The organism is Paenibacillus antri, assembly GCF_005765165.1.
Lineage (GTDB): Bacteria > Bacillota > Bacilli > Paenibacillales > YIM-B00363 > Paenibacillus_AE > Paenibacillus_AE antri.
On record NZ_VCIW01000020.1, the window covers coordinates 113,409 to 136,167 of the forward strand.

General features: G+C 61.3%; 18 protein-coding genes. 4 read left to right on the plus strand and 14 right to left on the minus strand.

Features of this window, described 5'->3' with window-relative positions:
* Positions 1–76: 76 nt before the first annotated feature.
* The 3 genes from FE782_RS24770 to FE782_RS24780 are packed head-to-tail and all read right to left on the minus strand — an operon-like array spanning position 77 to position 2,279.
* Complete coding sequence (locus FE782_RS24770; protein ID WP_138197044.1) at positions 77–406, minus strand: CHY zinc finger protein; 330 nt, start codon at positions 404–406, stop codon at positions 77–79.
* Positions 403–1,353, minus strand: a complete 951-nt coding sequence (gene rbsK / locus FE782_RS24775) for a ribokinase (protein WP_138197045.1) — start codon at positions 1,351–1,353, stop codon at positions 403–405. Before rbsK ends, FE782_RS24770 begins: the two co-directional genes overlap by 4 nt.
* Positions 1,350–2,279: a nucleoside hydrolase gene (locus FE782_RS24780; RefSeq protein WP_138197046.1), complete on the minus strand. Its 930-nt coding sequence runs from the start codon at positions 2,277–2,279 to the stop codon at positions 1,350–1,352. Before FE782_RS24780 ends, rbsK begins: the two co-directional genes overlap by 4 nt.
* Positions 2,280–2,410: 131 nt before the next feature.
* On the opposite strand from FE782_RS24780, the gene FE782_RS24785 reads away from it, so the two are divergent.
* Entirely contained in the window at positions 2,411–3,187 is a 777-nt protein-coding gene (locus FE782_RS24785) for an AraC family transcriptional regulator (protein ID WP_158299531.1), read from the plus strand.
* 704 nt (positions 3,188–3,891) lie between these two features.
* Here the strand turns inward: FE782_RS24785 and FE782_RS24790 are convergent.
* On the minus strand, positions 3,892–5,013 hold the full coding sequence (locus tag FE782_RS24790; protein WP_138197048.1) for an aminopeptidase: 1,122 nt from the start codon (positions 5,011–5,013) through the stop codon (positions 3,892–3,894).
* A gap of 147 nt (positions 5,014–5,160) precedes the next feature.
* On the opposite strand from FE782_RS24790, the gene FE782_RS24795 reads away from it, so the two are divergent.
* Complete coding sequence (locus FE782_RS24795) at positions 5,161–6,609, plus strand: aminotransferase-like domain-containing protein (protein WP_138197049.1); 1,449 nt, start codon at positions 5,161–5,163, stop codon at positions 6,607–6,609.
* On the opposite strand, the gene FE782_RS24800 is transcribed toward FE782_RS24795, so the two are convergent.
* From FE782_RS24800 to FE782_RS24825, 6 genes are all read right to left on the minus strand, one after another.
* Positions 6,592–8,625 carry an alpha-L-arabinofuranosidase family protein gene (locus tag FE782_RS24800; protein WP_238392655.1) on the minus strand — a complete coding sequence of 678 codons (2,034 nt, stop codon included), beginning with the start codon at positions 8,623–8,625 and terminating at the stop codon, positions 6,592–6,594. The genes FE782_RS24795 and FE782_RS24800 overlap by 18 nt on opposite strands.
* A gap of 27 nt (positions 8,626–8,652) precedes the next feature.
* On the minus strand, positions 8,653–9,576 hold the full coding sequence (locus FE782_RS24805) for a carbohydrate ABC transporter permease (RefSeq protein WP_138197050.1): 924 nt from the start codon (positions 9,574–9,576) through the stop codon (positions 8,653–8,655).
* Positions 9,570–10,427 carry an ABC transporter permease gene (locus FE782_RS24810; protein ID WP_138197084.1) on the minus strand — a complete coding sequence of 286 codons (858 nt, stop codon included), beginning with the start codon at positions 10,425–10,427 and terminating at the stop codon, positions 9,570–9,572. Before FE782_RS24810 ends, FE782_RS24805 begins: the two co-directional genes overlap by 7 nt.
* Positions 10,428–10,559: 132 nt before the next feature.
* The gene (locus FE782_RS24815) at positions 10,560–12,179 is read right to left on the minus strand and encodes an extracellular solute-binding protein (RefSeq protein ID WP_138197051.1); all 1,620 of its coding nucleotides are present in this window, start codon (positions 12,177–12,179) and stop codon (positions 10,560–10,562) included.
* Positions 12,180–12,325: 146 nt separating this feature from the next.
* On the minus strand, positions 12,326–13,972 hold the full coding sequence (locus FE782_RS24820; RefSeq protein ID WP_138197052.1) for a response regulator transcription factor: 1,647 nt from the start codon (positions 13,970–13,972) through the stop codon (positions 12,326–12,328).
* The gene (locus tag FE782_RS24825) at positions 13,969–15,714 is read right to left on the minus strand and encodes a sensor histidine kinase (protein WP_138197053.1); all 1,746 of its coding nucleotides are present in this window, start codon (positions 15,712–15,714) and stop codon (positions 13,969–13,971) included. Before FE782_RS24825 ends, FE782_RS24820 begins: the two co-directional genes overlap by 4 nt.
* Positions 15,715–15,878: 164 nt before the next feature.
* On the opposite strand from FE782_RS24825, the gene FE782_RS24830 reads away from it, so the two are divergent.
* Complete coding sequence (locus FE782_RS24830) at positions 15,879–16,154, plus strand: hypothetical protein (RefSeq protein WP_138197054.1); 276 nt, start codon at positions 15,879–15,881, stop codon at positions 16,152–16,154.
* A 65-nt stretch (positions 16,155–16,219) separates the two neighbouring features.
* On the opposite strand, the gene FE782_RS24835 is transcribed toward FE782_RS24830, so the two are convergent.
* The gene (locus FE782_RS24835; protein WP_138197055.1) at positions 16,220–17,728 is read right to left on the minus strand and encodes a sulfatase family protein; all 1,509 of its coding nucleotides are present in this window, start codon (positions 17,726–17,728) and stop codon (positions 16,220–16,222) included.
* Between the two features lie 127 nt (positions 17,729–17,855).
* Here FE782_RS24835 and FE782_RS24840 point away from each other — a divergent pair, with 127 nt between their 5' ends.
* Positions 17,856–18,728 carry a helix-turn-helix transcriptional regulator gene (locus tag FE782_RS24840; protein ID WP_158299532.1) on the plus strand — a complete coding sequence of 291 codons (873 nt, stop codon included), beginning with the start codon at positions 17,856–17,858 and terminating at the stop codon, positions 18,726–18,728.
* Here the strand turns inward: FE782_RS24840 and FE782_RS24845 are convergent.
* From FE782_RS24845 to FE782_RS24855, 3 genes are all read right to left on the minus strand, one after another.
* Positions 18,718–19,275, minus strand: coding sequence for an NUDIX hydrolase (locus FE782_RS24845; protein ID WP_138197057.1), 558 nt, complete (start codon positions 19,273–19,275; stop codon positions 18,718–18,720). The genes FE782_RS24840 and FE782_RS24845 overlap by 11 nt on opposite strands.
* Positions 19,276–19,407: 132 nt before the next feature.
* Positions 19,408–22,032, minus strand: a complete 2,625-nt coding sequence (locus tag FE782_RS24850) for an exo-rhamnogalacturonan lyase family protein (protein ID WP_138197058.1) — start codon at positions 22,030–22,032, stop codon at positions 19,408–19,410.
* Positions 22,033–22,047: 15 nt separating this feature from the next.
* A complete protein-coding gene (locus FE782_RS24855; protein WP_138197059.1) occupies positions 22,048–22,749 on the minus strand; it encodes a DUF1961 family protein in 702 nt (233 codons plus the stop codon).
* Positions 22,750–22,759: the final 10 nt, after the last annotated feature.

Here is a 22,759-nt window from a genome sequence, read left to right on the forward strand (position 1 = left end):
CCTTCTTTTTCGTCGGGCCCGACTTCTACATCATAACCCGAACGCCCGATTTCGAAAAGGGAAAGAATTCCTATACCTATTCCTTCCCGGCGAACGCGAAATACAGCGGATAATGCGCCTCGCACCTCGGGTTGAAGCCGACGCCGCAGCTCGGGCACGCGTATCCGCACGCGAGGTACGCGTCGATCGTCAACTCCTCGCCGCAGCCGCCGCACAGCACCGCCTTCGTCCGGCGGTCGCCGCTCTCCCATCGGAGCGGCGGATGGCCGGCCGCCTCCTCGTGACAATAATAACAGCCGTAATACTTGTCGCAGCACTTGAACTTGATCGCGATGACGTCCGTCGGCCCGCGGTAATGCTTGCACCGCGTCTCTCCGTCGACCGCGCCGATGGCGATCGGCCTCATGCGTCGGTCCCCCGCGGCGCCTCAGGGAACGCGGCTTCGACTTCCGCGCGCGTCGGCATGCCGGCCTGCGCGCCGAAGCGCGTGACGGACAGCGACGCCGCCCGTACGGCGAACGCGAGCGCGTCCTCGGCCGGCTGGCCGGAGGCGATGCCGAAGGCGAACGCCGCGTTCAGGCAGTCGCCCGCCCCCGTCGTGTCGACGGGGGTGACGCGCGGCGCCGGCGCGACGACGAGCCGCCCGTCCAAGGCGGTCGCGGCACCGCGGCTCCCGAGCGTCACGACGAGGCGGTTGCCGTACCGCGCCTCCCAGCGCTCGATCGCCGCGGCCAGCGACGCGTCGTCTTGGACGGCGCCCGCATCGGATTCGCCGACGAGCGCGGCGAACTCCGTCTCGTTCGGCGTCACCCAGTCGGCGAGCGCGATCAGTTCGTCCGGCAGCGCCTTCGCCGGGGCGGGGTTCAAGATCGCCGCGACGCCGGCGGCGCGGGCGATCGCGAGCGCGCGCTCGACGGCGGGCAGCGGATTTTCGAGCTGCACGAGCAGCAGGTCGGCCGCCTCGATGATCGCGCGCGACCGTTCGATCGCGTCCGGCGACACGTGCGCGTTCGCGCCCGGGACGATGACGATGCAGTTATCTTCGGGCGTGTGCAGGATCGTGGCGGTGCCGGTCGGCACGCCGGGCAGCCTGGCGACCGCGTCCGTCTTGACGCCGGCTTGGCCCAGCCCGTCGATCAGCTGCGAGCCGAAGGCGTCGTCGCCGACCGCGCCGATCATCGCGACGTTCGCGCCGAGCTTGCCGCAGCCGACCGCCTGGTTCGCCCCCTTGCCGCCGGGGATGTAGTGGATCGCTTCGCCTTCGATCGTCTCTCCGACGCGAGGCATCCGGCGGGAGGAGACGACGAGATCCATGTTCAGGCTCCCGACGACGACGATGTTCGGCGTCTTCATTCCGTCCGCGCTCCCCCGGCGATCTTGCGGAACAAATCCCGGAAGATCGGGTCGCGGTGCAGATGGCGGACGTACCGAATCGGATGCCGGGTCGGATCTTGAATCCAGCGGCCGTCGTCCGAGATGCGCGGGCTCGGCGCCAGGTAGCTGGGCGCCCAGTCCGGGTTCGCCAGCCAAGCGATCGTCGAGATGTCCCAGATGACGCGCGTATAGGCGTAATGGTCTTTCGCGCAGTTCTTATACGTTTCGTACAGGTACTCGCCGATCGGGCCGGAATCCTTGACGTAATCTCGAATTTCCGAAAGCGACGTGTGCAAATGCGACGCGACGCCCATGCACGGTACCAAGACGACCGGGGCGCCGCAGTCGAAGACGACGCGGGCGGCGGGAACGTCTTGGTACAGGTTAAACTCCCTCGTGTCCGGCCATGAGAAAGCGTGTCCGCCCAGCCAAACGACGACGATGCGGCCTGCGATCGACGGCTCCATCCGGATCGCCGACGCGACGTTCGTAATCGCGCCGATCGCGACGACGTACAGCGGATCGGACGGGTCGCTCGCGAGCGCCCGTTCGACGAGGTCGCTGGCGGCCTCGCTTTCGACGAAGCCTTCCTCCTTCGGCAAATACGACGTCGAGCCGCGGTAAACGGGCACGTCTTCTCTGCCGAGGAGCGGCAATATTTTCAATATTTCTTGGTAGCTCTTCTCCATGCCGTCGGCGGGTCCCGTCGACAGCTCGTTGAAGAACGGCGCGGCGTACAGCGCTTCGACGGCGACGCTGTCCGGCGACGTAAGCGCGTATGTAACGGCGAACTGGTCGTCGATTTCGTTGAACGTATCGGTATCGAGCACCATCCGGATCTTCCTTCCGGGGTGTCGCAGATGGCGGATCAGCCGTTCTTCGTCGATCGCGGGATAAGTCGTCATACGTAGTCCCTCCGTATCATGATTTGGTCCGTTTCCTTCTACATCATAAATAAAAACGGACCGTTACGGTATCACGAATCGGTCCTTTTATTGTATGATTTGGCTATGACGTTCCGATGGAGGGATCAGAGATGGAAGCGACGCTGGATTTCCTGTTTCGCGTCGATCGGCGCGCGGAGGAGACGATTCCGTTCCACCGGCACCGGTGCTACGAGCTCGTCTACTATGTCGCCGGCGAGGGATTGACGCGGATCGGGCGGCGCGAATGGGCGTACCGACCGGGCGACTTCGCGCTCGTGCGGCCGCATACGCTGCACGACGAGCGGCGAACCGCCGCGGCCGACGTCGTCTGCGTCGGCTTCGCGCTGCCGGAGTCGGCCTTGCCGCCGCTGCCCGAGGGCGTCTTCCGCGACGCCGGGGCGGAGCCGCTGCTGCCGCATCTCGCGCGGATGCTCGAGGAGCTGCAGGGGCAGCGCCCCCGCTTCGGCCGCATGCTCGACTTGCTCGCAAGCCAGCTCGCCGTCGAGCTCGAGCGCCGGCTGCCGGCCGAGGCGCCGCCGGCGGCGGAGGACCCTTTTCAATATACGCTGAATTATATGAACGAGCACTTCTCGCAGAAGATCGACTTCGCCTCGTTGTCCGCGCTCGCCGGCTACAGCTACGACCGATACCGGCATCTGTTTAAGGAGCGCACCGGCTTTTCGCCCGGCCAATACGTCGTCAACAAGCGGCTGGAGCACGCCTGCAAGCTGCTGCGGCAGACGGGCTTGTCGGTCTCCGCCGTCGCGATGGAGTGCGGCTTCTCGAACGACGCGCAGTTCTGCAGCGTCTTCAAGCGCGAGCAGGGCATGACGCCAGGACAATACCGCGAGCGTGGCCTCGAGGGGTCGCCGGCGCATGCGACGTAGTTCGTCCGGCGCCGCGGCATGTTCGCGCTAAGCGCCGGGCTTTCCCGACTGACGCTGATTCCCACGCGAATTGCACTGCGATGCAGCACCTATTGCACCATGACGATCCATAATTTGCACTATCGCGCAACACTTCCCCATCCGTATCGTCCGACCGACTCCCGTTCCCCCGTGGATTGCACCATGATGCAGCACTTATTGCACCATGACAATCTATAATTTGCACTATCGCGCAACACTTCCCCATCCGCATCGTCCACCAAACTCCGTCCCCCCGCAAATTGCACCATGATGCAGCACTAATTGCACCATGGCGGTTCATATTTTGCACTATCGCGCAACACTTCCCCATCCGCATCGTCCGCCAGACTCCTGTCTCCCCGCGAATTGCACCATGATGCAGCACTTATTGCACCTTAGCGGTCCATATTTTGCACTATCGCGCAACACAGCAGCTCTTTCCCGCCCCCATTTCCCAACTGAAAAGGGGAGCGTTCCACCATTTTGAATTTGTCGTTAACTCAGGAGAACCGTCGGGCCGATTCTCCTGAATTGGCGCGGGCTCGGCGTTTGCGTTCTTCCTGAGTTAAGGCAAAAATAAAAACCGATACCCCCCATTGGTATCTCCTTATGCGACGGATCCCGGAAACACAAAGAAACAGGGGCTCGTTACGCAAAAAAAAAGCGGAGGCCGAAGCCCCCGCTTATGTTTCCGCCCCCATCAGCCGCTCCGGATTTAAAGCGAGCAGTTCGTCGACGACGAATCGCCCGTCCTTGCCGATCAGCGCGTCGTCGAAGTAGATTTCGCCGCCGCCGTGTTCGGGACGAAGCAGCAAGACGATATCCCAATGAATCATCGAACGGTTCCCGTTGTCGCATTCCTCGTACGCGTTGCCGAGCGCGAAGTGGACGCTGCCGCTGATCTTCTCGTCGAAGCCGACGTCGTTCATGATCCGGTCGACGTACGGATTGACGCCGATCGCGAACTCGCCGACGTACCGCGCGCCCTCGTCGACGTCGAGAATGTCGAAGAGCTTCGCGTCGTTGTCGCTGGACGCTTCGACGATGCGGCCGCCCCGGAACGTAAGCGACAGCCGGTTGAACGTATGCCCGCGGTATGAGGTCGGCGCATTGAACAGAACCGTGCCGTTGACCGAATCCCGCACGGGCGCCGTGAACACCTCGCCGTCCGGCAAATTAACTTTCCCGTCGCAGGCGATGCCCGGAAGTCCCCGGATCGAAAACGACAAGTCCGTCCCCGGCGCGACGACCCGAACGCGATCCGTTCGCTCCATCAGCGCGGCGAGCGGCTTCATCGCTTCGGACATGCTGCGGTAATCCATCGTGCACGTCTTGAACAGGAAGTCCGTGTACGCCTCCGTGCTCATGCCGGCCAGTTGGGCGTACGCCTTCGAAGGATAGTTGAACAGTGTCCACCGCTTCCGATGCGTCTCGTCCTTCACCGGCCGCATCGCCCGCTGATAGGCGTTCCGGCGCTCCGCCGGGATGTCGGCGTATTCGGCGACGTTTTCTTCGCCGAGCACGTGCACGACCGCGTCCATGTCCTTCATGCGGGCCAGCTTGTAGGAAGCTTCCGCCTCGAACTGGGCGTCCGTTCCGCCGATCTGGAGCTTCCGGAGCACCGAGTAATCCGTAATTTCGACGAACGCGAGACCGCCGGCGCGGTGAACTTCTTCGACGAACGCCGAGACGGCGCCCATATCCTTCACGTCGAGCGCGTCGATGAGCACCTTCTCCCCCGGCTGCACGTTCAGCGAATAGGTGACTACGGCGCGGGCCAAAGATTTCATACGCGGATCTATCATAAGGAACATCCCCTTTTCTTCTAGTCATCAACGACGCAACTTCCCCATTGTAGCGGAAGCGACCCGCGAAGTCTCCATCCAAGTTGGTTGGTTCTCGAACCAACCAAGTGATAAGATAGAGCCATCATCGAAAATGGGAGCCCCAGCATGCGACCGAACCTGCATTGGAAGCCCGACCGCGCCTCGAGCGCGGGGCTCGCTCGGCAAGTCGTCGAACATCTCAAAGGGAAAATCGCGCGCGGCGAATGGACGGCGGGGACGAAAATTCCGCCCCAACGCGCGCTCGCCGAAGCGCTCGGCGTAAACCGCAGCACCATCGTCGCCGCCCTGGACGAACTGACCTCTCTCGGTCTGCTCGAGGGCAACCGCGGCGGGGGCACGCGCGTCGTCAACACGACCTGGGGCCTGCTGACCGCGTCCGCGCCGCCGAAGTGGAACGAATATGTCGCTTCCGGGCTGTACGAGTCCAATCTGCACATCGTGCAGCGCATCAATCAGCCGCCGCCCGGCCTCATCCGCCTCGGCTCCGGAGAACTCGCTCCTTCGTTGCTGCCGCAGGAGCAGACGCGGCGGCTGTTCGAGCGGCTCGCGGAACGCCCCGTCCCGCTCGGCTACGAGGAGCCGCTCGGCAATCTGCACCTTCGGGAGAAGCTCTCCGAATGGCTGCGCGTTCGCGGCGTCGAGGCGTCCCCGTCTTCGATCCTCATCGTCTCCGGCGCGATCCAAGCGCTGCAGCTGATCTCGCTGTCTCTGCTGCGGAAGGGCGACGCCGTCCTGACCGAGACGCCCTCGTATCTTAACTCGTTGCAGGTGTTCCAGTCGGCCGGCATGCGGCTGAGAGGGCTGCCGATCGTAAACGGCGGTCTGCAGGCGGAGGCGGTGGCCGCCAGCCAGCGGCAGCTGAAGGCCGCGCTGCTCTACACGAATCCGACGTTCCACAATCCGACCGGCGCGACGCTCGACGCGCGCGGACGCGAGGCGCTGCTCCGGGTATGCGAGCGGGAGCGCCTCCCCGTCGTCGAAGATGACGTGTATCGAGAGCTGTGGCTCGACGCGCCGCCGCCGCCGCCGATCAAGTCGATGGACCGCCAAGGCACGGTCCTGTACCTCGGCAGCTTGTCCAAGACGCTCAGTCCCGGTCTTCGCATCGGCTGGGTCGTCGGCCCGGAGCCCGTCGTCGGCCGGCTCGCCGACGTCAAGATGCAGACCGACTACGGCGCCAGCTCGCTCTCGCAATGGGCGGCGGCGGAGTGGATCGGCGGCGGGCTGTACGACAAACACGTCGCGACCGTGCGCGGCGAGCTCCGCGGACGCAGAGAAGAGATGCTTTCGCTGCTGCGCGAGCATCTCTCCGGACTCGCCTCCTGGACCGTCCCGGAAGGAGGCTTCTATATTTGGTTGACGCTTGCGCCCGACGTCGCCGTCGACGCCGGACGGCTGTTCGACGACGCGCTGCGCCGGGGCGTGCTGCTGAATCCCGGGTTTCTCTACGACCGGGGAGACGCGCGTTCGCTGCGCCTATCCTACGCGTACGCCTCGACCGAGGAGCTCGATCGAGGCGTGCGGACGCTCCGAGATTTATTGCGCGGCCGTTAATTCGACCGCATAGATCGAATGCGCCTTCAAGCGCAGCGACAGCGCCCCGCTTCCCTCCGTCGCGGCCTCGAACCGCCGGCTGACGACCGCCTCCGGCTCGAACACGTCGTTGACGAGGTCGATGCGGTCTCCCGCGATTTCCCGTACGACCGCGCCGGGCGCTGCTTCGAAGCCGTTCGCGCGCAGCTCCGCGTCGACGTCCTCGAGCGAGCGGTTCACGACGAGGGCGGTCAGCTTGCGTCCGTCCCGGCTGATGCAGCAGACGACGTCGAGCGTCGGCAAGCCGTCCGTCGGCACGCCCCACGCGTGCTTCGGCGCGTCGAACGTATCGCAGCTCAGCTCGTGTTCCACGACCCGGGCGATGTCCGCGTTCGCGAACAGCTCGAGCGCATAATACGTCGGCGTGCCGTAGACGAGGTCGCCCTTGCCGCTCCAGCCCGGCACGCGCCCCTTCTTCTGGTCGGCGTAGTTGTCGCCGACCCGGATGCAGCCGCCGAGCCAACCGTTCACGAGGTCCGAGAAGCTGCCGATCTCCACGATGTCGCAGCTGCGAATCATCTCGTTCAGGTTCGCGGCGTTCGCGACGGCGGCCTCCAGCGTATGCTCGTTCGGCAGCCCTTGGCGAATCGTGTTCGGGTAGTACATCGTGTTGTACTCCGTGATCGCCAGCTTCACGTGCCGCGCCTTCTCGCTGCTCCGAATCGCGTCCGCGGCTTGGCGAATCGCATATCGCGACACCTCGGGATAGCTGACGATCGCGCGGAACTTCTCCTCCGCCGGCGCGCGCTCGGCGGCGTCTCTGCCCGGATACCCGTACGTGGAGTAATGCTGGTAAATATGCATCGTGAGGTAATCGATATGCTCGCCGGCGATGTCGAGCACCGTCCGGTTCCATGCGTCGTCCGTATGGCCGCAGCCGAGCAGGACGAGCTCCGGGTCGACGGCCTTCATCCCTTTCGCGAAAGCGACGAGGCGATGCGCGTACTCCTCCGCGTCGCAATGCCCGACCTGCCACGGACCCCACACCTCGTTGCCGATCTCCCAATATTTCGCCCGGAACGGTTCGACGCGGCCGTGCGACGCCCGCAGCGCGCCGAGCGGATCGGTCTCGGCGTCCGCGTTGCAATACCGAATCCACTCCGCCGCTTCCTCGGGCGTGCCCGAGCCGTCGTTCACGCAGATAAGCGGTTCGACGCCGAGCCGTTCGCAAAACTCCAAAAATTCGATCGTGCCGAAATATTTATCCGCCTGGTGATCCCATGCTTCGTTCATGACGTTCGGACGTTCGTAGGCCGGTCCGACCCCTTGCCGCCAATGGTACGCGCTGATGTAGTTGCCGCCGAGCCGCATCATGCCGGCGTTCAGCCGCTTCGTCATCTCGAACACGTCCGGCTTGACGAGGCCGACATGATCCTCCGGCAACAGCGACACGTGATCCAGCCACAGCGCGCCGGTCGAGATCGAATCCTTCCACGTCTTCTCCTCGGAGCTGATCGTCAAGCGGAACTCGGCGTCGGCGCTCGCGGCGGAGACGCGGATCTCGGTCTTATACTCCCGCCAGTCGTGGCTCTCGATCGCGACCTCGGCTTCGCCGAGCGTCTTCCCCGTGATGCGGTCCACGATCGCGAGCCGCAACGATTCGATCTCCCTCGTCGCCCGAGCGAACAGCTTCGCCTCGTAACGAATGCCGCCGCGGACGGAGACGCGCTGCGCGATTCCCGCGTAACACCGGTCGTCGCTTGCGATTCGAATTTTCTGGCTGTGGCCGGAGTGTCGCGGCGCCGGCGGCTCCAACGAGAACGCCGTATTTTTCCCGTTCGTGATCGGCATCCATTCGCCGGAGACGCCGGGGGCGAATTCCGCCTCCTTTTCGAAATCCATAGTCTTCAAGGGGAACGCCAACATCGCATCCATATGGTCGCGGATATCCTCGACGAAATGGCCGAACAGGAACGGTTGTATCTCGCCCTTGCGGACGCGGTCGCCATGGATGACCAGCTTCGCATGATTCGCCAATCGGTTTCAGTCCTCTCCGTAATTTCTTTACCCTTTGATCGAGCCGATCATAACGCCCTTCACGAAATGCTTTTGCACGAACGGGTACATGATCAGCACCGGAATGCTCGCGATAATGATGAGCGCGTATTTGATGCTCTCGGCGAGAAGGAGCTTCTCGGTCATGCCGAACGAGGAGCCGCCTTCGTCGAGGTAGCTGCTCTGGCTGATGATCAAAATTTCGCGCAGCACCAGCTGCAGCGGATACAGCGCGTCGTTGCGCAAATAGATGAGCGCGTTGAAGAACGCGTTCCAGTGCCCGACGGCGTAAAACAGCACCATGACGGCGATGATCGGCTTCGACAGCGGCAGGATGATATGCGTCAGCATCCGAACGTTCGAGCACCCGTCGATATGAGCGGCTTCCTGCACCTCCCACGGGATGTTCGACTGGAAATACGTGCGCATCACGATCAAGTTGTACGTCGCGATCGCGTTCGGCACGAGGAGCGCCCAGACCGTGTTCACCATGCCGAGATCTCTCACGAGCAAATACGTCGGAATCAGCCCGCCGTTGAAAAACATCGTAAACGTGACGACGAACATAAAGACGTTGCGTCCGGGCAAGTCCCTGCGAGACAGCGGGTAGGCTGCGAGCGTCGTCAGGAAGATGTTCACGATCGTGCCCGCGAACGAATAGAACAAGGTGTTTTTATAACCGACCCACACCGCCCCGTAATTGAACACTTCGCGATAGGCGTCCAGCGTAAAGCCGACGGGCCACAGCCACATCTCTCCGTTCATGACCTGTCTCGGGTCGCTGAACGATGCGCTGAGGACGAAGAGCAGCGGATACAATACAATCAGTAAGATGACCGCCGCTACCGCGTTCACGCCGGCGTCGAACCATCGTCCGTCGTCGATGGCGCTCCGCGCGCGAACGGAAGCGGCGCTTCTCCGTTCGGTTACCATAGGCTCGTCTCCGCTTTCTTCCGAGCGTACCGGTTAATAAGCACCAGCAGGGCGAAGTTAATGACGGAATTGAACAAGCCGATCGCCGCGCTGTAGCTGAAGTCTCCTTGCAGAATACCGTTCTGGTATACGAACGTCTGAATGACGTCGCTGGCGTCCTTGTTCAAGCTGTTTTGCATCAGCAAGATTTTCTCGAAGCCGACGTTCATGAAGTGGCCGATATCGAGGATGAGCAGGATGACGATAATCGGGAAGATGCCGGGAAGCGATACGTGTCGAATGCGCTGCCACCGTCCCGCGCCGTCGATTTTGGCGGCCTCGTACAGCTGCGGGTTAACGCCGGCGAGCGCGGCGATATAAATAATGGACTGCCAGCCCATGTTTTGCCAAATGTTCGATCCGATGAAGACGGTCTTGAACCATTCCGCCTTCTCCAGGAACGCGACGGGCTCGATGCCGACTTCCTTCAGCGCGAAATTGACGAACCCGGCCTGCGGGTTGAGGAACAGTTGAAGCATGCCGACGATGACGACGACGGAAATGAAGTGCGGCATGTAAGTGACGTTCTGCAGCAGTTTCTTGTACCGTTCGCCTTTCATCTCGTTGATCAGCAGCGCGAGGAGGATCGGAATCGGAAACGCGAACAGGAGCGAGTAGATGCTGATCGAAACCGTATTCCATAACAACCGGCCGAAATAGTATGAAGAGAAAAATCGATCGAAGTTTTCGAAGCCGACCCATTCGCTTCCTGTAATGCCTCTTGCCGGGTTGAAATCTCTGAACGCGATTTGCAAGCCGTACATCGGCCCGTATTGGAACAAAATGTACCACGCCATCGGGATGAGCAGCATCAAGTATAAATCGTAGCGGGTGAACACTCTTTTGAACGTGCGCTCCACTGGCGTCCCTCCATTCCCGGCGGGTCCGGCGGCAAGGGAGGGCGGCCGAACCGCCGCGCCCCCCTGCCGTCGAAGTCGTCGCCGTTACTTCGTCTTGTCGTAAGCGTCTTGGTAAAACTTCTGAAGCTGCTCGAGATTCATCTTGTTCAGCGTACCGACGTATTCGCCCCACTTGTCGAACGAGAGGGCGCCGGTGACGAACTTGGCGGCGCTCTCGTCGACGAAGGCGTCGATGTCTTGCCGCAGCGTGTTGACTTCCTTCGCCGTCTGCTCGTCGAACATCGGCGCGCCGTAAATTTTGTCCGGCAGGTACGGATCGAGCGCTTCCTGCGCCGCCTGCACCTCCGGCGGATTGATCGCGGACGCGTTGTTCACGTTGACGTACTGCGGAGATCCCCCGCCCGGCCAAGGCGTGAATTGACCGATCGTCACCCCGGTGCCTCGCGGATCCGTCAGGATCGCTTCGGTATATTCCGGCTTCCCGTCCGGTTGGAAATCGAACGTTTCGCCTTCGATGCCGTACCGCATGAAGATCGAACCTTCTTCGCTGAAGAAGTAGTCGATCCAACGCATGGTCGCTTCCGGGTACTTGTTGACCGACGTGATCGCGAACGTGCCGAAGTCGCGGGCGACCGGGCTGCCGTTGACCATCCGGTCTCCGTTCGGTCCGACGAACGGGGCGATGCCCGCGTAATCTTCTTTCCGATTCACGAACGGGTCGCTCGCTTGGTTGAAGAAGTAGCCGAGTTTTCCTTCGCCCATCTTCGCCACGTAATCCGCGCCGGTATGCGTCAGCAGCTCCTGATCGATCAGCTTTTCCGAATACAGCTGATGCAGGAACTCGAGCAGCTGCTTGAACCGATCGTCCTCAATCCAGAGGTCGACCTTGTCGCCCTCGATATTGATGCGATATCCCATCTGGGTCTGCAAGCCGAACGAACCCGACATGCTGTTAATGAGATCCGGCAAATTCCAAGTCGACAGCGGAATTTCGTCCTGCTGTCCGTTGCCGTTCGGGTCCCCGTCGCGGAACGCGCGCAGCACCTCGACCACGTCCTCGTGCGTCTCCGGCGCCTCCAAATTGACGGCGTCGAGCCAAGCCATGTTCATCCAGTGTTTGTTCGTGCGAGCCGCCCCGAGCGTGAGGATGGCCGGCAGCGCATAAATATGGCCGTCCGGCGCCGTAATGGACGCCCGAATTTCCGGGTACTGTTCTAACAACGCGGTGATGTTCGGCGCGTACGAATCCAGTAAACCCTCGAGCGGAATAAGCATGCCGCTGCTGCCGTAGCGGATGGCCTCCAGCGGCGTTATCCCGGCTTTGTACAACGCATCCGGCAATTCGTTCGAAGCGAACAACAAATTTTTGCGTTCCGCGAAGCCTTCGTCGGGCACGTCCTCCCAGACGATGTCGATGCCCGTCATCTTCTCGTATTCTTTGAACATCAGCATGTCCTCGTAAGGACCGTTCGGCGGCGCCTTGCGCGCGAACATCTTGAGCGAAATCGGCTCGTTGACGATCGGGAACCCTTCCTTGTTCAGCAGTTCGCCTTCGGCGGAGCCGTCCCCGTTGCCCGCGCTCCCGCCTTCGCTCTGCGGCGCCGGCTCCGGCCCTTCGGCCGAGTCCGTGTTGCAGGCGAGCAGCGCCGTCGACATGAGGGCGACCGCCAGCGACACCGACAATCCCTTTTGCAACGTTTTCATACGAGCGACCTCCTTAAGGATTCATCTATTGTGTAACCGCTTTAATCTTACAAAACGCAAGGAAATGAAAGCGCTACAATATTTCCTAAAATACTACACGATTTTGCACGCGCTCCTTTGCGACCGGAAACAAAAAAGCGCGCCGCTCAGCGCGCTTCGCCATCTCCGCTCTCCCGCCGCTCCGGGCCGTTCGCGTAAGAGTTCGGCGTCATCCCTACGATGTCCTTGAATACTTTAAAAAAGTAATTATAGCTGGAAAATCCGACGTCCTTATAGAGATGTTTCATCTTCACGGTTCCTTGCCGGTGGCGGATCAGCTGCTTCGCCTGTTCGATGCGGACCTGATTCAAATAGTCCGTGAAGTTGACGCCCGCCTGCTGCTTGAACAGCCGGCTTAAATACGAGGCGGTGATGCCCGCATGCTCCGCCGCTTGCTCGAGCGAGATGTTCTCGCGGTATCGTTGACGTACGAACGATTTCGCCGCCTTCACGTACGCGGAGCCTCCTTCGTCGGACGAGTCCCTCGGAAGCTTGCCGAGCAGCGCATCGAACAGCGACAACGTCCAATTCCGGATATCGTCGAGCCGATCGGCCCGGCTCAGGTCGCTTCGCGTCAGGTAGGCGCCCTCGTAGAACGTCGCTTCTTTGCCCCCCGACTTCCTCCATACCTTCTCCGCTAAGCTCACGAGCTCCCCGACCGTCAGTTGGATCGATTGCACGGTCGCCCCGCGGCTTCGGATCGCCTCGAAGATGCCATGGATCAGCGACCTCGTCTTCGCCTCGTCGCCTTGCTCCAAAGCGAGCTGCAGCTCCCGCTCTTCGCCCAAACCGAGCGTGAAGGCCGGCTGTCGGCCGACGGCGGAACTCTCTACGTCGATCCACCGCAGCTGCTGCTTCTCCGCGAGCGAGCCGTCGGCTCGTTCGTAGACGGAGCGGACGCCTTCGACGTCGCGCATCGGCTGGAACGCGCCGAACACCGCTTTCACGTTCATGAGCGAGAGAAGCGAACGCTCGATGCGCTGCGTGCAGGCGTGGAGCCTTTGCCTCATCGCGTACTCGCTCTTCTCCCGATCGAACGAAAACAAAAATAGATATTTGCCTTGTTCGAGGTCCGAGACGATGCCGTTCAGCTCACCGAACTGCTGATGGCAGAGGTCCGCGACCGATCGCGACAGCTTCATCTTCTCCTGCGTGGCGAGCAGCTCGGTGAACAAGGCGTAATTCGCGAGCTGCATGACCCCGAGCATCAAATTGCGGGCGCCGATCGGCGACAAATTCGCGAAATATTGGATCGCCCGCCCGAGTTCCTCCTCGGTGCCGAGCGCCAAGTCCTTGGCATACTTCCGAGACAGCTCCAGATTCATCAGCTTCCAGTGTTTCTCCAAATACGTCTCTTCGCGCCGAAGCCGGTGGGACTGTTCGATTTCGTCTTTCACCTTCGCAAGCAGGGCGGTCAGGCCGGGCCCGTCCACTCGGTGTTTGAGCAAGTAATCGACGGCCCCGTGCCGAAGCGTCTCTCGGACGTAATCGTAGTTGTCGTAGCTGCTGAGGACGATGGTTCGAACGTCTCCCCCCAGCTCCGACAGCCGCTTGCACAGCGCGACGCCGTCCATGCCGGCCATGTGAATGTCCGCCAGGACGAGCTGCGGGGACAGTTCTTCGATGAGCGCAAGCGCCTCGAACCCGTTGCTCGCTTCGCCGACGATGTCGAAGCCGTGCCGCTCCCAGTCCACCAACCCCCGAATGTAATTTCGCGCCAACATTTCGTCGTCTACCAAAATCGTACGAATCATCGCGCCTCCGCCATCCTCTCCAACGGGATCGTTACGACCGCCTTCGTGAACGACCCGTGCCGGCTGTATAGGGACAGTCCGTACGCTTCGCCGTACACCATGCGGATGCGTTCGTGCACGTTCATGATGCCCATCCCTCCGCGCCTTACGTTGTCCTGCATCACGTCGGTGTCGAACGCTTTCGCGATTTGCTCCTCGGTCATGCCGACGCCGGTGTCCGCGACCTCGATCTTCATGCGGCCTTCCTCCCGATACGCGCGGATTTGAATCAGGCCGGGTTCGCCCAGCGGACTAATGCCGTGGTAGATCGCGTTCTCGACGAGCGGTTGCAAGATCAGCTTCAACACTTCGCGCTTCGAAAGCTCCGGTTCGATATCGTAATGAATGTCGAATTGATTGACGAACCGGTAGCGCTGAATGTTGACATAGCTTTTGACATAATCGAGTTCTTCCTGCAGCGTCACGAATTCGCGGGTGTTGCCGAGAACGCCTCGCAGCAGATCGGTAAGCGACGTCGACACCTCCTCGATGTTCTTCGCATGCTGCAGATGAGCCATGTATTTGATCGTATTTAACGTATTATACAGAAAATGCGGTTTGATTTGGGCTTGCAGCGCCATCAGCTCCGCCTCGCGCTTTTGCCGTTCGCGCTGCTTCATGTCTTCGACCAACGTTCTGATTTTGTCCAGCATCCGGATGAACAACTCGTTCAGCTGACCGACCTCGTCTTCGGCATCGATCTTCGTCGACACGCTCAAGTTGCCGTCATGCACCCATAACATCGCGTTGCGCAGCCGTTTCAAGTTTTTCGTAATTTGCGACGAAATCGCGATCGAGACGAATAACGCGACGACGAACGCCAGCAGGACGACTTGCGCGATCGTATGACGGAAGCGGATCGAATCTTGAATCAACGCGTGCTCCGGAATCGTGCCGATCGTCGTCCATCCCGACTTCTCCGACTTATAGCTAACGACGAGATGCGGCTTGCCTTCGACCTCCGTCTCGCCGACGGAATTCGTGCCGAGAAGCTTGCCGAAGACGCCGGACAGCGGCGAGTCGAAGACGTTATTTTCCGATACTTGCCCGTTCGTATTGAAGACGAAATCCCCGTCTTCGTCGATGACGTAAATATGACTGTCCTCCGACGGCTTAATGTTATACGCGTTCTCGATCACTTCGTAGTTGAGGTCGATCATGACCGCGGCATTCGGCGATTCGCTGTATTGAATCCCTCGGCCGATCACGAGCGTCTTGCTCTGTCCGGCGCGTTCGAACAACACCTGCTGCCCGGTCGAAGCCAAGAACCGTTCGAATAACGGCGCGTTCAGGTTCGAAGCGTCCAGCCAAGGCGCGCCGACGAAAAAAATTTTCCCGTTCCGGTCGACGACCGATATTCTCGAGATATGCGACTTATAGGCAACCAAATACGACAGGAAATTTTCGATTTTCTTTTGCTCGAGCACCCATTCGTACGACACTTCGAAGTGGGGACTGCGCAGCACGTCGATCACGTTCTCCTCGTTCGCCGCGACGGTCGTCAGGAGGAGGCTCGTATCCTCCAGCAGCACGTTCAGGTTTTCGTCCGCGCGGCGAAGGCTGTCCGTGACGTACTGAATCGCGTTCGCCTTGATGTTCTCCGTTAAATTCCAATAGATGATCAATCCGACGCTCAGCAGCGCGAACAGCATGACGGCGCTGAACGCGACGAACATTTTCGTTTGGATGCTTTTCCTCAGCATAGGCCACTCCGATGTATGAAAGCGTTTTACTTTCAATTATATACGAACCTTCAAATATAAAAAAATATTAAGCGACAACGAAGTCCGACAAACTTCGCGGCGAAAGCTGTGTAATATAGTCCTTGCACCACTTTTTTCAAAGAGAGAAAGGGAGGAACACGCTTTTGGAGAAGGTCTTACACGGTTCCGTCGGAGGGAAAATGAAGCAGCAGGCGCTATGGTTCATTCAGCTTGAAAAGGAGAGGATCCTACATAATTATTTAAGCGGCTGCGCGTCGAAAGATCAAGCCGTCGGCGGACTGAACACTCTCTACCAAATCGCTTCTTATTTGCACGATAAGGACGTCATGAAAAATTTATGGCTGTCCATCGTCGACATCCAAAACGCCCGGTTCCCCGGACTACGCTCTTCGGGAGCGCCCGGAACGATAGGTTTATAGCAGTTTCATAGGGGGGAAGGAACGGCGCTCGCGTCCGTTCCTTCTTTTTTTGTTCCGCGGGCCGATTACGCGTGGTGAATGCGCGGCATCGCCAGCGGCTCCTTGCCGAGCTCCGCCCAGACGAATTTCAACAGCAGCTCGCTCTTGACCGCCGCGAACGCGGGGTCGCCCCACCGATTGTTCAACTCCTGCGGATCCTGCTCGAGATCGAACAGCTCTCCGTACGTCTGATTATAGTAGACGGTCAGTTTATAACGCCGGTCAACGTACGTCTTCTGATGGATCGTCGTCGGTTCGTGCCTGAACTCGCACAAAATATGATCCCTCGCCGCGCTCTTCTGTCCCGTCCACACCTCCGACTGGTCCACCCCCGACATGCCGTGCGGCATCGGGATGCCCGCGAACGAGAGGAACGTCGGCGCCAGGTCGACGAGCGACTGCATCGCGTGCGACACGTCCCCGGCCGGCACGCGTCCGGGATACCGAACGAGGAACGGCAGCTTGATCAAGTCCTCGTACATGAACCCCCCCTTCGCCTGCAGCCCGTGCTGCCCGAAGAAGTGGCCGTGGTCCGTCGTGAACACGACGATCGTGTCGTCCGCCAGCCCCAGTTCGTCCAGCCGGTCCAGGATGCGGCCGATATATTTATCGAGCAGACTCACCATGCCGTAGTACGTCGAGACGAGTCGCTTGCGTTCCGCTTCGGGCAGCAGATGCGAATGATAGCCGTGAATTTCCTGCCCGGTTTCCTTCAAGTACGAGAAGTCCGGCCGTTCGGTTTGCGTTAAGCCGAAATGCGGCGGATTGTTCTCATGCTCTCCCGGCGCCGCCTCGGGAATCGTCAGCGCGTCCGGGTCGTACATCGTATCCCAAGGCTCCGGGACGAGATACGGCGGATGCGGATCGAAGAAGCTCGCCCACAGGAAGAAGCTGTCGTCGTTCGAGCGGTACTGCGTAAGGAGGGCGTTCGTGCGCTCCGCGATCCACGTATTGTAATGGTATTCCTCGGGGATGTCCCATTTGTGCAGCTTAGCCTTATCCATCGTGCCGGTCGGCGGCAGGAAGTAATCCCGCCAGTTCGCGCAGCCCTTCTCCTCCAGCCAGATCGCGTAATGCTGCCCGACATGCGCCTCGTTCGTATGGTTTCTCGCCAGCTCGACATGATCGAAGCCGTAGAAGCGCTCGTCGAACCGCCGCCAATAGTCCAAATCCTGCAGCAGCGGATACGCTTCCAGCGAGGGATACTCCTCGGTGCTCTTCAACGGTTGAAAATGCGCCTTCCCGACGAGCGCGGTTCGGTATCCGTTCGCGGCGAAGTCGTCGCCGACGACATGCCGGTCCTCCAGCAGCTTCGTCCCGAGCGTCCAAGCTCCGTGTTGGCTCGGGTATTGACCCGTCAGAATCGACGCTCTCGTCGGCGTGCATGTCGGATTGGGACAATAGGCCCTCGCGAACGTCGTGCCTTCGCGAACGAGCCGGTCTAGATTCGGCGTATGCAGCTCGGCGTTGAAGGCGCCGATCGTATTCCAATGCTGTTGATCGCTTGTGATGAGCAGAATGTTAGGACGTTTCAATGGATGGCCCCCTTATCGTGTAGAACCGGAATATAGAAATCATATGAAACCGGCGGGCCGGATACCATGCCAAAATGTTATAATGATTGTCATATTGTTAGGTCGTATCGGAACGGAGGAAGGAGAAGTGCAGGAATATGCAAGAGAGTTCGCCGAATTTCGGCTGCAGGTGCCTTCGGAGCTGCTGCGAGCCGGAGGCGTCTATCTGCTGCGTTCGGGCCGGAATCGGGCGAAACCCGATTACGACGTCGGACCGAAGATGATCGAATGCTTTAGCTTTCATTTCGTCGTGGCGGGCAGCCTGCTGCTGACCGACGAGCGGGGCCGAACATTCGCGGTGGGGGAGGGGGAAATGTTTTGTCTATTCCCCAATGTGTCGTACCGGTATAAGATCGCGGATGCGTCCTCGGAATTGCGGATGCAGTGGTTCGCTTTCGGCGGGCCGCAATCGCCGCATCTGTGCGCCGCGCTGGGGTTGACGCCGGAGCGCCCGACCATGGGCGTCGATCTCGGCCCCCGTTGGCGCGAGCTGGCGAACCGCCTTCATGCGAGCGTCGGCGGCGGCGATCCGATCCGTCAGCTGCGCTCGTTCTACGAGCTGATCGAATGGATGCGCATCGGGACGCCGCAGCAGGATCGCCCCGCCCGGCCGCGGGATTGGCTCGCGCATTGCGCCTCTTACATCCGGCTGCACTATGCCGAGCCGATCCGCGTCGAGGCGCTGGCGGAAGAGGCCGGCGTTCACCGCTCGTACCTGTCCGACGCGTTCCGCAAGGAGTACGGCATGTCGCCGAAGCAATACGTCACGAGCCTGCGCATGGCGAACGCCGCGGATTTGCTGCGGGACAGCGAGCTGCCCGTGCAGGACATCGCGGCGACCGTCGGCTACCCGGACTTGTTCGCCTTCACCCGGGCGTTCACGAAGCATTATCGCATGTCGCCGACCGCCTATCGGCTCTCGGGGGCGGGGGCGGGCTCCTCCGATACGCTTACGCCCTGAACCCGCGGCCGCCTTGCATCGGCGGGTTCGGCTCGCGGTCGAACGCCAGACCCTCCGACTTGCCGCGCAGCGCCACGTCCACGAGCCATCGCGTGAACGGCGCCACGTTCATCCGCTCCATCTCCTCCGGGCCATAGAAGCCGGCGCCGTCGACTTCGACGCCGTCCGGCGTCGGGTCGCCTCCCTCGTATTCCATCGCGAACGCGATGTACACGTTGTGGATGCTTCTAGGCTGGTCGCGCAGCGCGACCACGCTCTTCACGGACGCGCGGACGCCGCTTTCCTCGAACACCTCGCGGCGAATCGTCTCGTCGATCGGCTCCAGCTGCTCGATGTAACCGCCCGGATTCGTCCAATATCCCTTCCCGGGCTCCTGCGCCCGGCGCACGAGCAGCACCTTGCCGTCCTTCGCGACGAGCGCGCCGACGCCGACGCTGTAGTTGCCCCAATGCACGAAGCTGCACGCCGTGCACGCGCGTCGCGGCGTTCCGTCGATATCGCGCGATTCCAGCGGTTGTCCGCAAGCCATACAAAACTTCGCTTCCATCCCAGCACCCCTGACCTGTCATAGCGGTTATCGTTCCATACTCCCCAATATAAGGCAGGTCGGGGGCTAGGACAATCCTTTTCTCCGCTTAAAGCTCAGGCTCCTTATGTTCTGCGAACACGCGCGGCAGGTTTACTTGGCCTCCCTCCCGGCTGCGACGGCCGCCAACATTTCGATGGAGTCCGGCAAATGCTCCCCGATCAGCTCAAGACAAACGATCAGATTGATCGACCATTGGGAAACCGTATTCGTAGAGATCCATGGAATTTCTTGAATCGGCCGTATGTATTCGAGGCGGGGGACCGGCCGCGCTTCAAGCGGCATGGTCACGCTCCAGCCGAAGCCGCTCCGAAGCAAATAATCCCAAGCTTGCTCGGCCAACGCCCTGTTCTTGTCGCGGTCGGCCGCGAACGCCATCATCGCCGTCGACAGCATCGGAATGTTCCAATCCTTGCCCTGCAGCGCGCCGCCCGTTCTCCGCGCTTTCTCTTCCTTCGGAAGATTGTAAAACTCGCCGTATTCCGCCAGCATCCGGTCCCATTCCGGGTCCTTCAGCAGCATGGCCATCTCCTGCCACACCTGCGCGCCGCCCATGCAAATCATCAGGTGATGTCCGTAATTTTCGTCGCCGAAATACATTAGCTCCCCGGTTTTCGGCTCATAACCGAAGACGGGACCGGTCAGCAGCCGGTGAGGCATCCCTTTCAAGCACTCGACCCCGCGCAGCATCTTATCCCGGTAAGCGGCGTCCTCGTAACGTTCCCATTGAACCAGCCAGTTGGAGCAAAACGCCGACCAATCCGGTCCGCTGCGCGTATGCGTCGGAAACTCGTCCTTGGCGAAGTACGCGCGCATCGGATCCAGCCGGAGCGTCGCGTAATCCGCGTCCTTCGCCTCGTCCATGATGTCTCCGATCCGCTCATCCGCCGTTAGATAATAGTAATATTTATGCAGCCCGGCCATGCCGATCCTCGCTTCCTTGCAGCCGCAGCCCCAGTGCAGCACGTTATGCCTAGACCCGAGCCCGGCGTATTCGCCGATATGGTAGACGTCTACCTCGCTCGTATGTCTCGTCATCGCTTCCGCGAACCGGAAGACGTCCTCCCGCCCCGAACGCAGGAACATATACCAGAGCCAGATGTTCGGAGCGAGCTCCGTATTTTGCCAGGCGCAGCCGCCGATGTCGTAGCGCCATGTATGGCGGACCGGGTCGTAGCTGTGCATCACGTCGCCGTAGTCCCAGAAGCCGTACCATCTTCGCTGCTCGATTTCATCCTGATAGAACCGGACGAGCCGATCCAACGTATCCTCAAGTTGAACCTTTAACGGGGTGGATCGGTCCGGCAAACTCCAGGCTCCGAGCGCTTTCGTCTCGTAGAAGCGGGCCGGCTCGCACACGAGCAGCGGCGGCGACTCCTTCTCCCGAACCATCGCGGCGAACGTCTCCGCGTCCGGCGTCCCGTCGCAGCACCACCAAGTCAGCTCGCTCGTGTTGCCGACGCCGTACGGCGTGCTGCGCAGCTCGTCGGCGCCTTCGTAACAAGATCTCACATGCGTTTCCGTATCGTAATGGCGCAGATCCATCGCCGGAGCGTCCGGCGACCAAAACCATGCCGTCACGGACGCTTCGTCCCGGTCGGCGCCGGACGCCTCGAGCGCGGACGGGAACTTTTCCCAGAAGCGGCGCACGCCGACGGCCAGCCCGCCCCCTTCGCCGCCGGCATACGCCAAGCCGCCGGATCTGCCCCCGACGGCGGCCCGAATCCAACCGCACCCTTCCTTCGTGCGCTTCACAATCGCGTACGAGTCGGCGGTTTGCTGCGTCAGCTTGAAATCCCCCCATACCGGGGAATCGTCAAGCAAGGAGAGCAGCTCCGCGTCCTCCGACTCGTCGAGGACGATGCAGGCGCCGGCCGTCTGCCGTTCGTACAAGCTTCGCTGACGCTCCGGCAGACGAAACGTCATGAGCCCCTTGGGCGATTCGGCGAACCCTCCCGTGTCGCCCGCGAACCGGATATGCCGGTTGTAGAGCGGTCCCTTCATCGGCACCGAGAAGCGGATCCCCAGCCCTCGAATGAAATCTTGGTGCGGGTTCCCGTCGTAGAGGAACGTATGGACCGCCCGAACCGAAGCCGCGCCCGCGTAGAAATACAGCCGCAGCGTGAACGGCAGCCACTTGCGCCCGCTCCCTTCGATGCGATGGCGGCCGGCGATCTTGACGACTGCGCGAATCGGGCCGGCCTGCTCCACCGTCGTTCGCTCGACGGCGCTCTCGATCGGTTCCAGGGCGACGGCGTTCCGCCCGGACGTCCGCACGCGCGCCTCGCGCACGCCGACTAACCGGCCGTCCGTACAAACCGGCACGCCGTCCCGGAGCATCTCCCGAATGATCGAAGCGCCGGAGCGGTTCAACGCGCAGCTCATCGCTCCGGTATCCACTTCGACGGCGGCGTCGGTTTCCTTCACGACGAGCGGAGCCTCTGCGCGGACGCCCTCCCCGATCTCCAGCGCGTACCCTTCCTCCGCCCCGCCGGCAGGGAACATTGCTGCGTGCGCCGTCCACTTCACGCTGCCGTCCGGCCAATACGCCGTCGGCCAGCTCTGCACCGCCACCTTCGTCCCGCTCCGCCCGCGCAGCGCGAGCGATGCGTCCCGATGCAGCGCGCCTTCCTTCCAAGGCACGCCCCAGGTCGCCCCGGACGCCAGCGCGGGCGGCTTCCCGAGCCATGCCAGCGTCGCTCGATCGTTCGTCTTCATTCGCCCTCATCTCCTTTACAGTCGATACACCTCTAGATCGGAATATTCGGCGATCAATGGCGCCATCTGCCGAAAGCCGATGCGCCCGCCGCCCAGTACGGGTCCGTACGACTTCCCGTCGTCCGCGAACCGGAAAATCGGCAGCTCGTCGATCGAAAACTCGATGGAAGGGCCGCGCTTAAGCACCTGCATCCGATACGGCGGATCGCAGTCGGCCGCGCCCGGAATCGGGTCGGCCCCTTGCGCGACGAGATGAAACCCGTAGCTCTTGCGTAAGTTGCAGGTCTGGAATCGGCGTTCCGACGCGTTGCTTTTTCGAAAATACGAGATGTGGTACGCGTCGATGTCCCCGTGGTGGTATTGATCGTATATGCCGGTTCTCCGCGACAACGCCGGATCGAACAGATCCTCCCCGTTCCGCCCCGCGGCGGCGAAAAATAAAATGCAAAGCCCCGGCTGGCGGACGGGCCAAAACTTCCACCGGATGGCGATGTCCGCCGGGAACGTCTCCTTGCACCAGTAGACGATATTCGCGGCTTGCCCTTCCCCGGGGTCTCGCCGGCTCTCCAGCCGCATCCGATCCTGCGGGAACGTGACCGCCCCGTCCCCCTCCATGACGAAGTCCGCCGTGTCGCCGGCGTTCGCGAGCCGGTTGGCATACAGCAGCTCCCCGAGCTCTCGTTCCTCCTCGCGCCCCTCGTTCCTGACGCCGTCCACTTGCGATCCC

Excerpts from the sequence above, each read along its gene's own strand:
- FE782_RS24790 (WP_138197048.1), bottom strand. The coding sequence starts at position 5,013 with ATGATAGATCCGCGTATGAAATCTTTGGCCCGCGCCGTAGTCACCTAT.
- FE782_RS24850 (WP_138197058.1), bottom strand. The coding sequence starts at position 22,032 with ATGAAGACGAACGATCGAGCGACGCTGGCATGGCTCGGGAAGCCGCCC.
- FE782_RS24845 (WP_138197057.1), bottom strand. The coding sequence starts at position 19,275 with ATGGAAGCGAAGTTTTGTATGGCTTGCGGACAACCGCTGGAATCGCGC.
- FE782_RS24785 (WP_158299531.1), top strand. The coding sequence starts at position 2,411 with ATGGAAGCGACGCTGGATTTCCTGTTTCGCGTCGATCGGCGCGCGGAG.
- FE782_RS24820 (WP_138197052.1), bottom strand. The coding sequence starts at position 13,972 with ATGATTCGTACGATTTTGGTAGACGACGAAATGTTGGCGCGAAATTAC.
- FE782_RS24770 (WP_138197044.1), bottom strand. The coding sequence starts at position 406 with ATGAGGCCGATCGCCATCGGCGCGGTCGACGGAGAGACGCGGTGCAAG.
- FE782_RS24810 (WP_138197084.1), bottom strand. The coding sequence starts at position 10,427 with ATGCTGCTCATCCCGATGGCGTGGTACATTTTGTTCCAATACGGGCCG.
- FE782_RS24805 (WP_138197050.1), bottom strand. The coding sequence starts at position 9,576 with ATGGTAACCGAACGGAGAAGCGCCGCTTCCGTTCGCGCGCGGAGCGCC.
- rbsK (WP_138197045.1), bottom strand. The coding sequence starts at position 1,353 with ATGAAGACGCCGAACATCGTCGTCGTCGGGAGCCTGAACATGGATCTC.
- FE782_RS24795 (WP_138197049.1), top strand. The coding sequence starts at position 5,161 with ATGCGACCGAACCTGCATTGGAAGCCCGACCGCGCCTCGAGCGCGGGG.
- FE782_RS24815 (WP_138197051.1), bottom strand. The coding sequence starts at position 12,179 with ATGAAAACGTTGCAAAAGGGATTGTCGGTGTCGCTGGCGGTCGCCCTC.
- FE782_RS24780 (WP_138197046.1), bottom strand. The coding sequence starts at position 2,279 with ATGACGACTTATCCCGCGATCGACGAAGAACGGCTGATCCGCCATCTG.
- FE782_RS24825 (WP_138197053.1), bottom strand. The coding sequence starts at position 15,714 with ATGCTGAGGAAAAGCATCCAAACGAAAATGTTCGTCGCGTTCAGCGCC.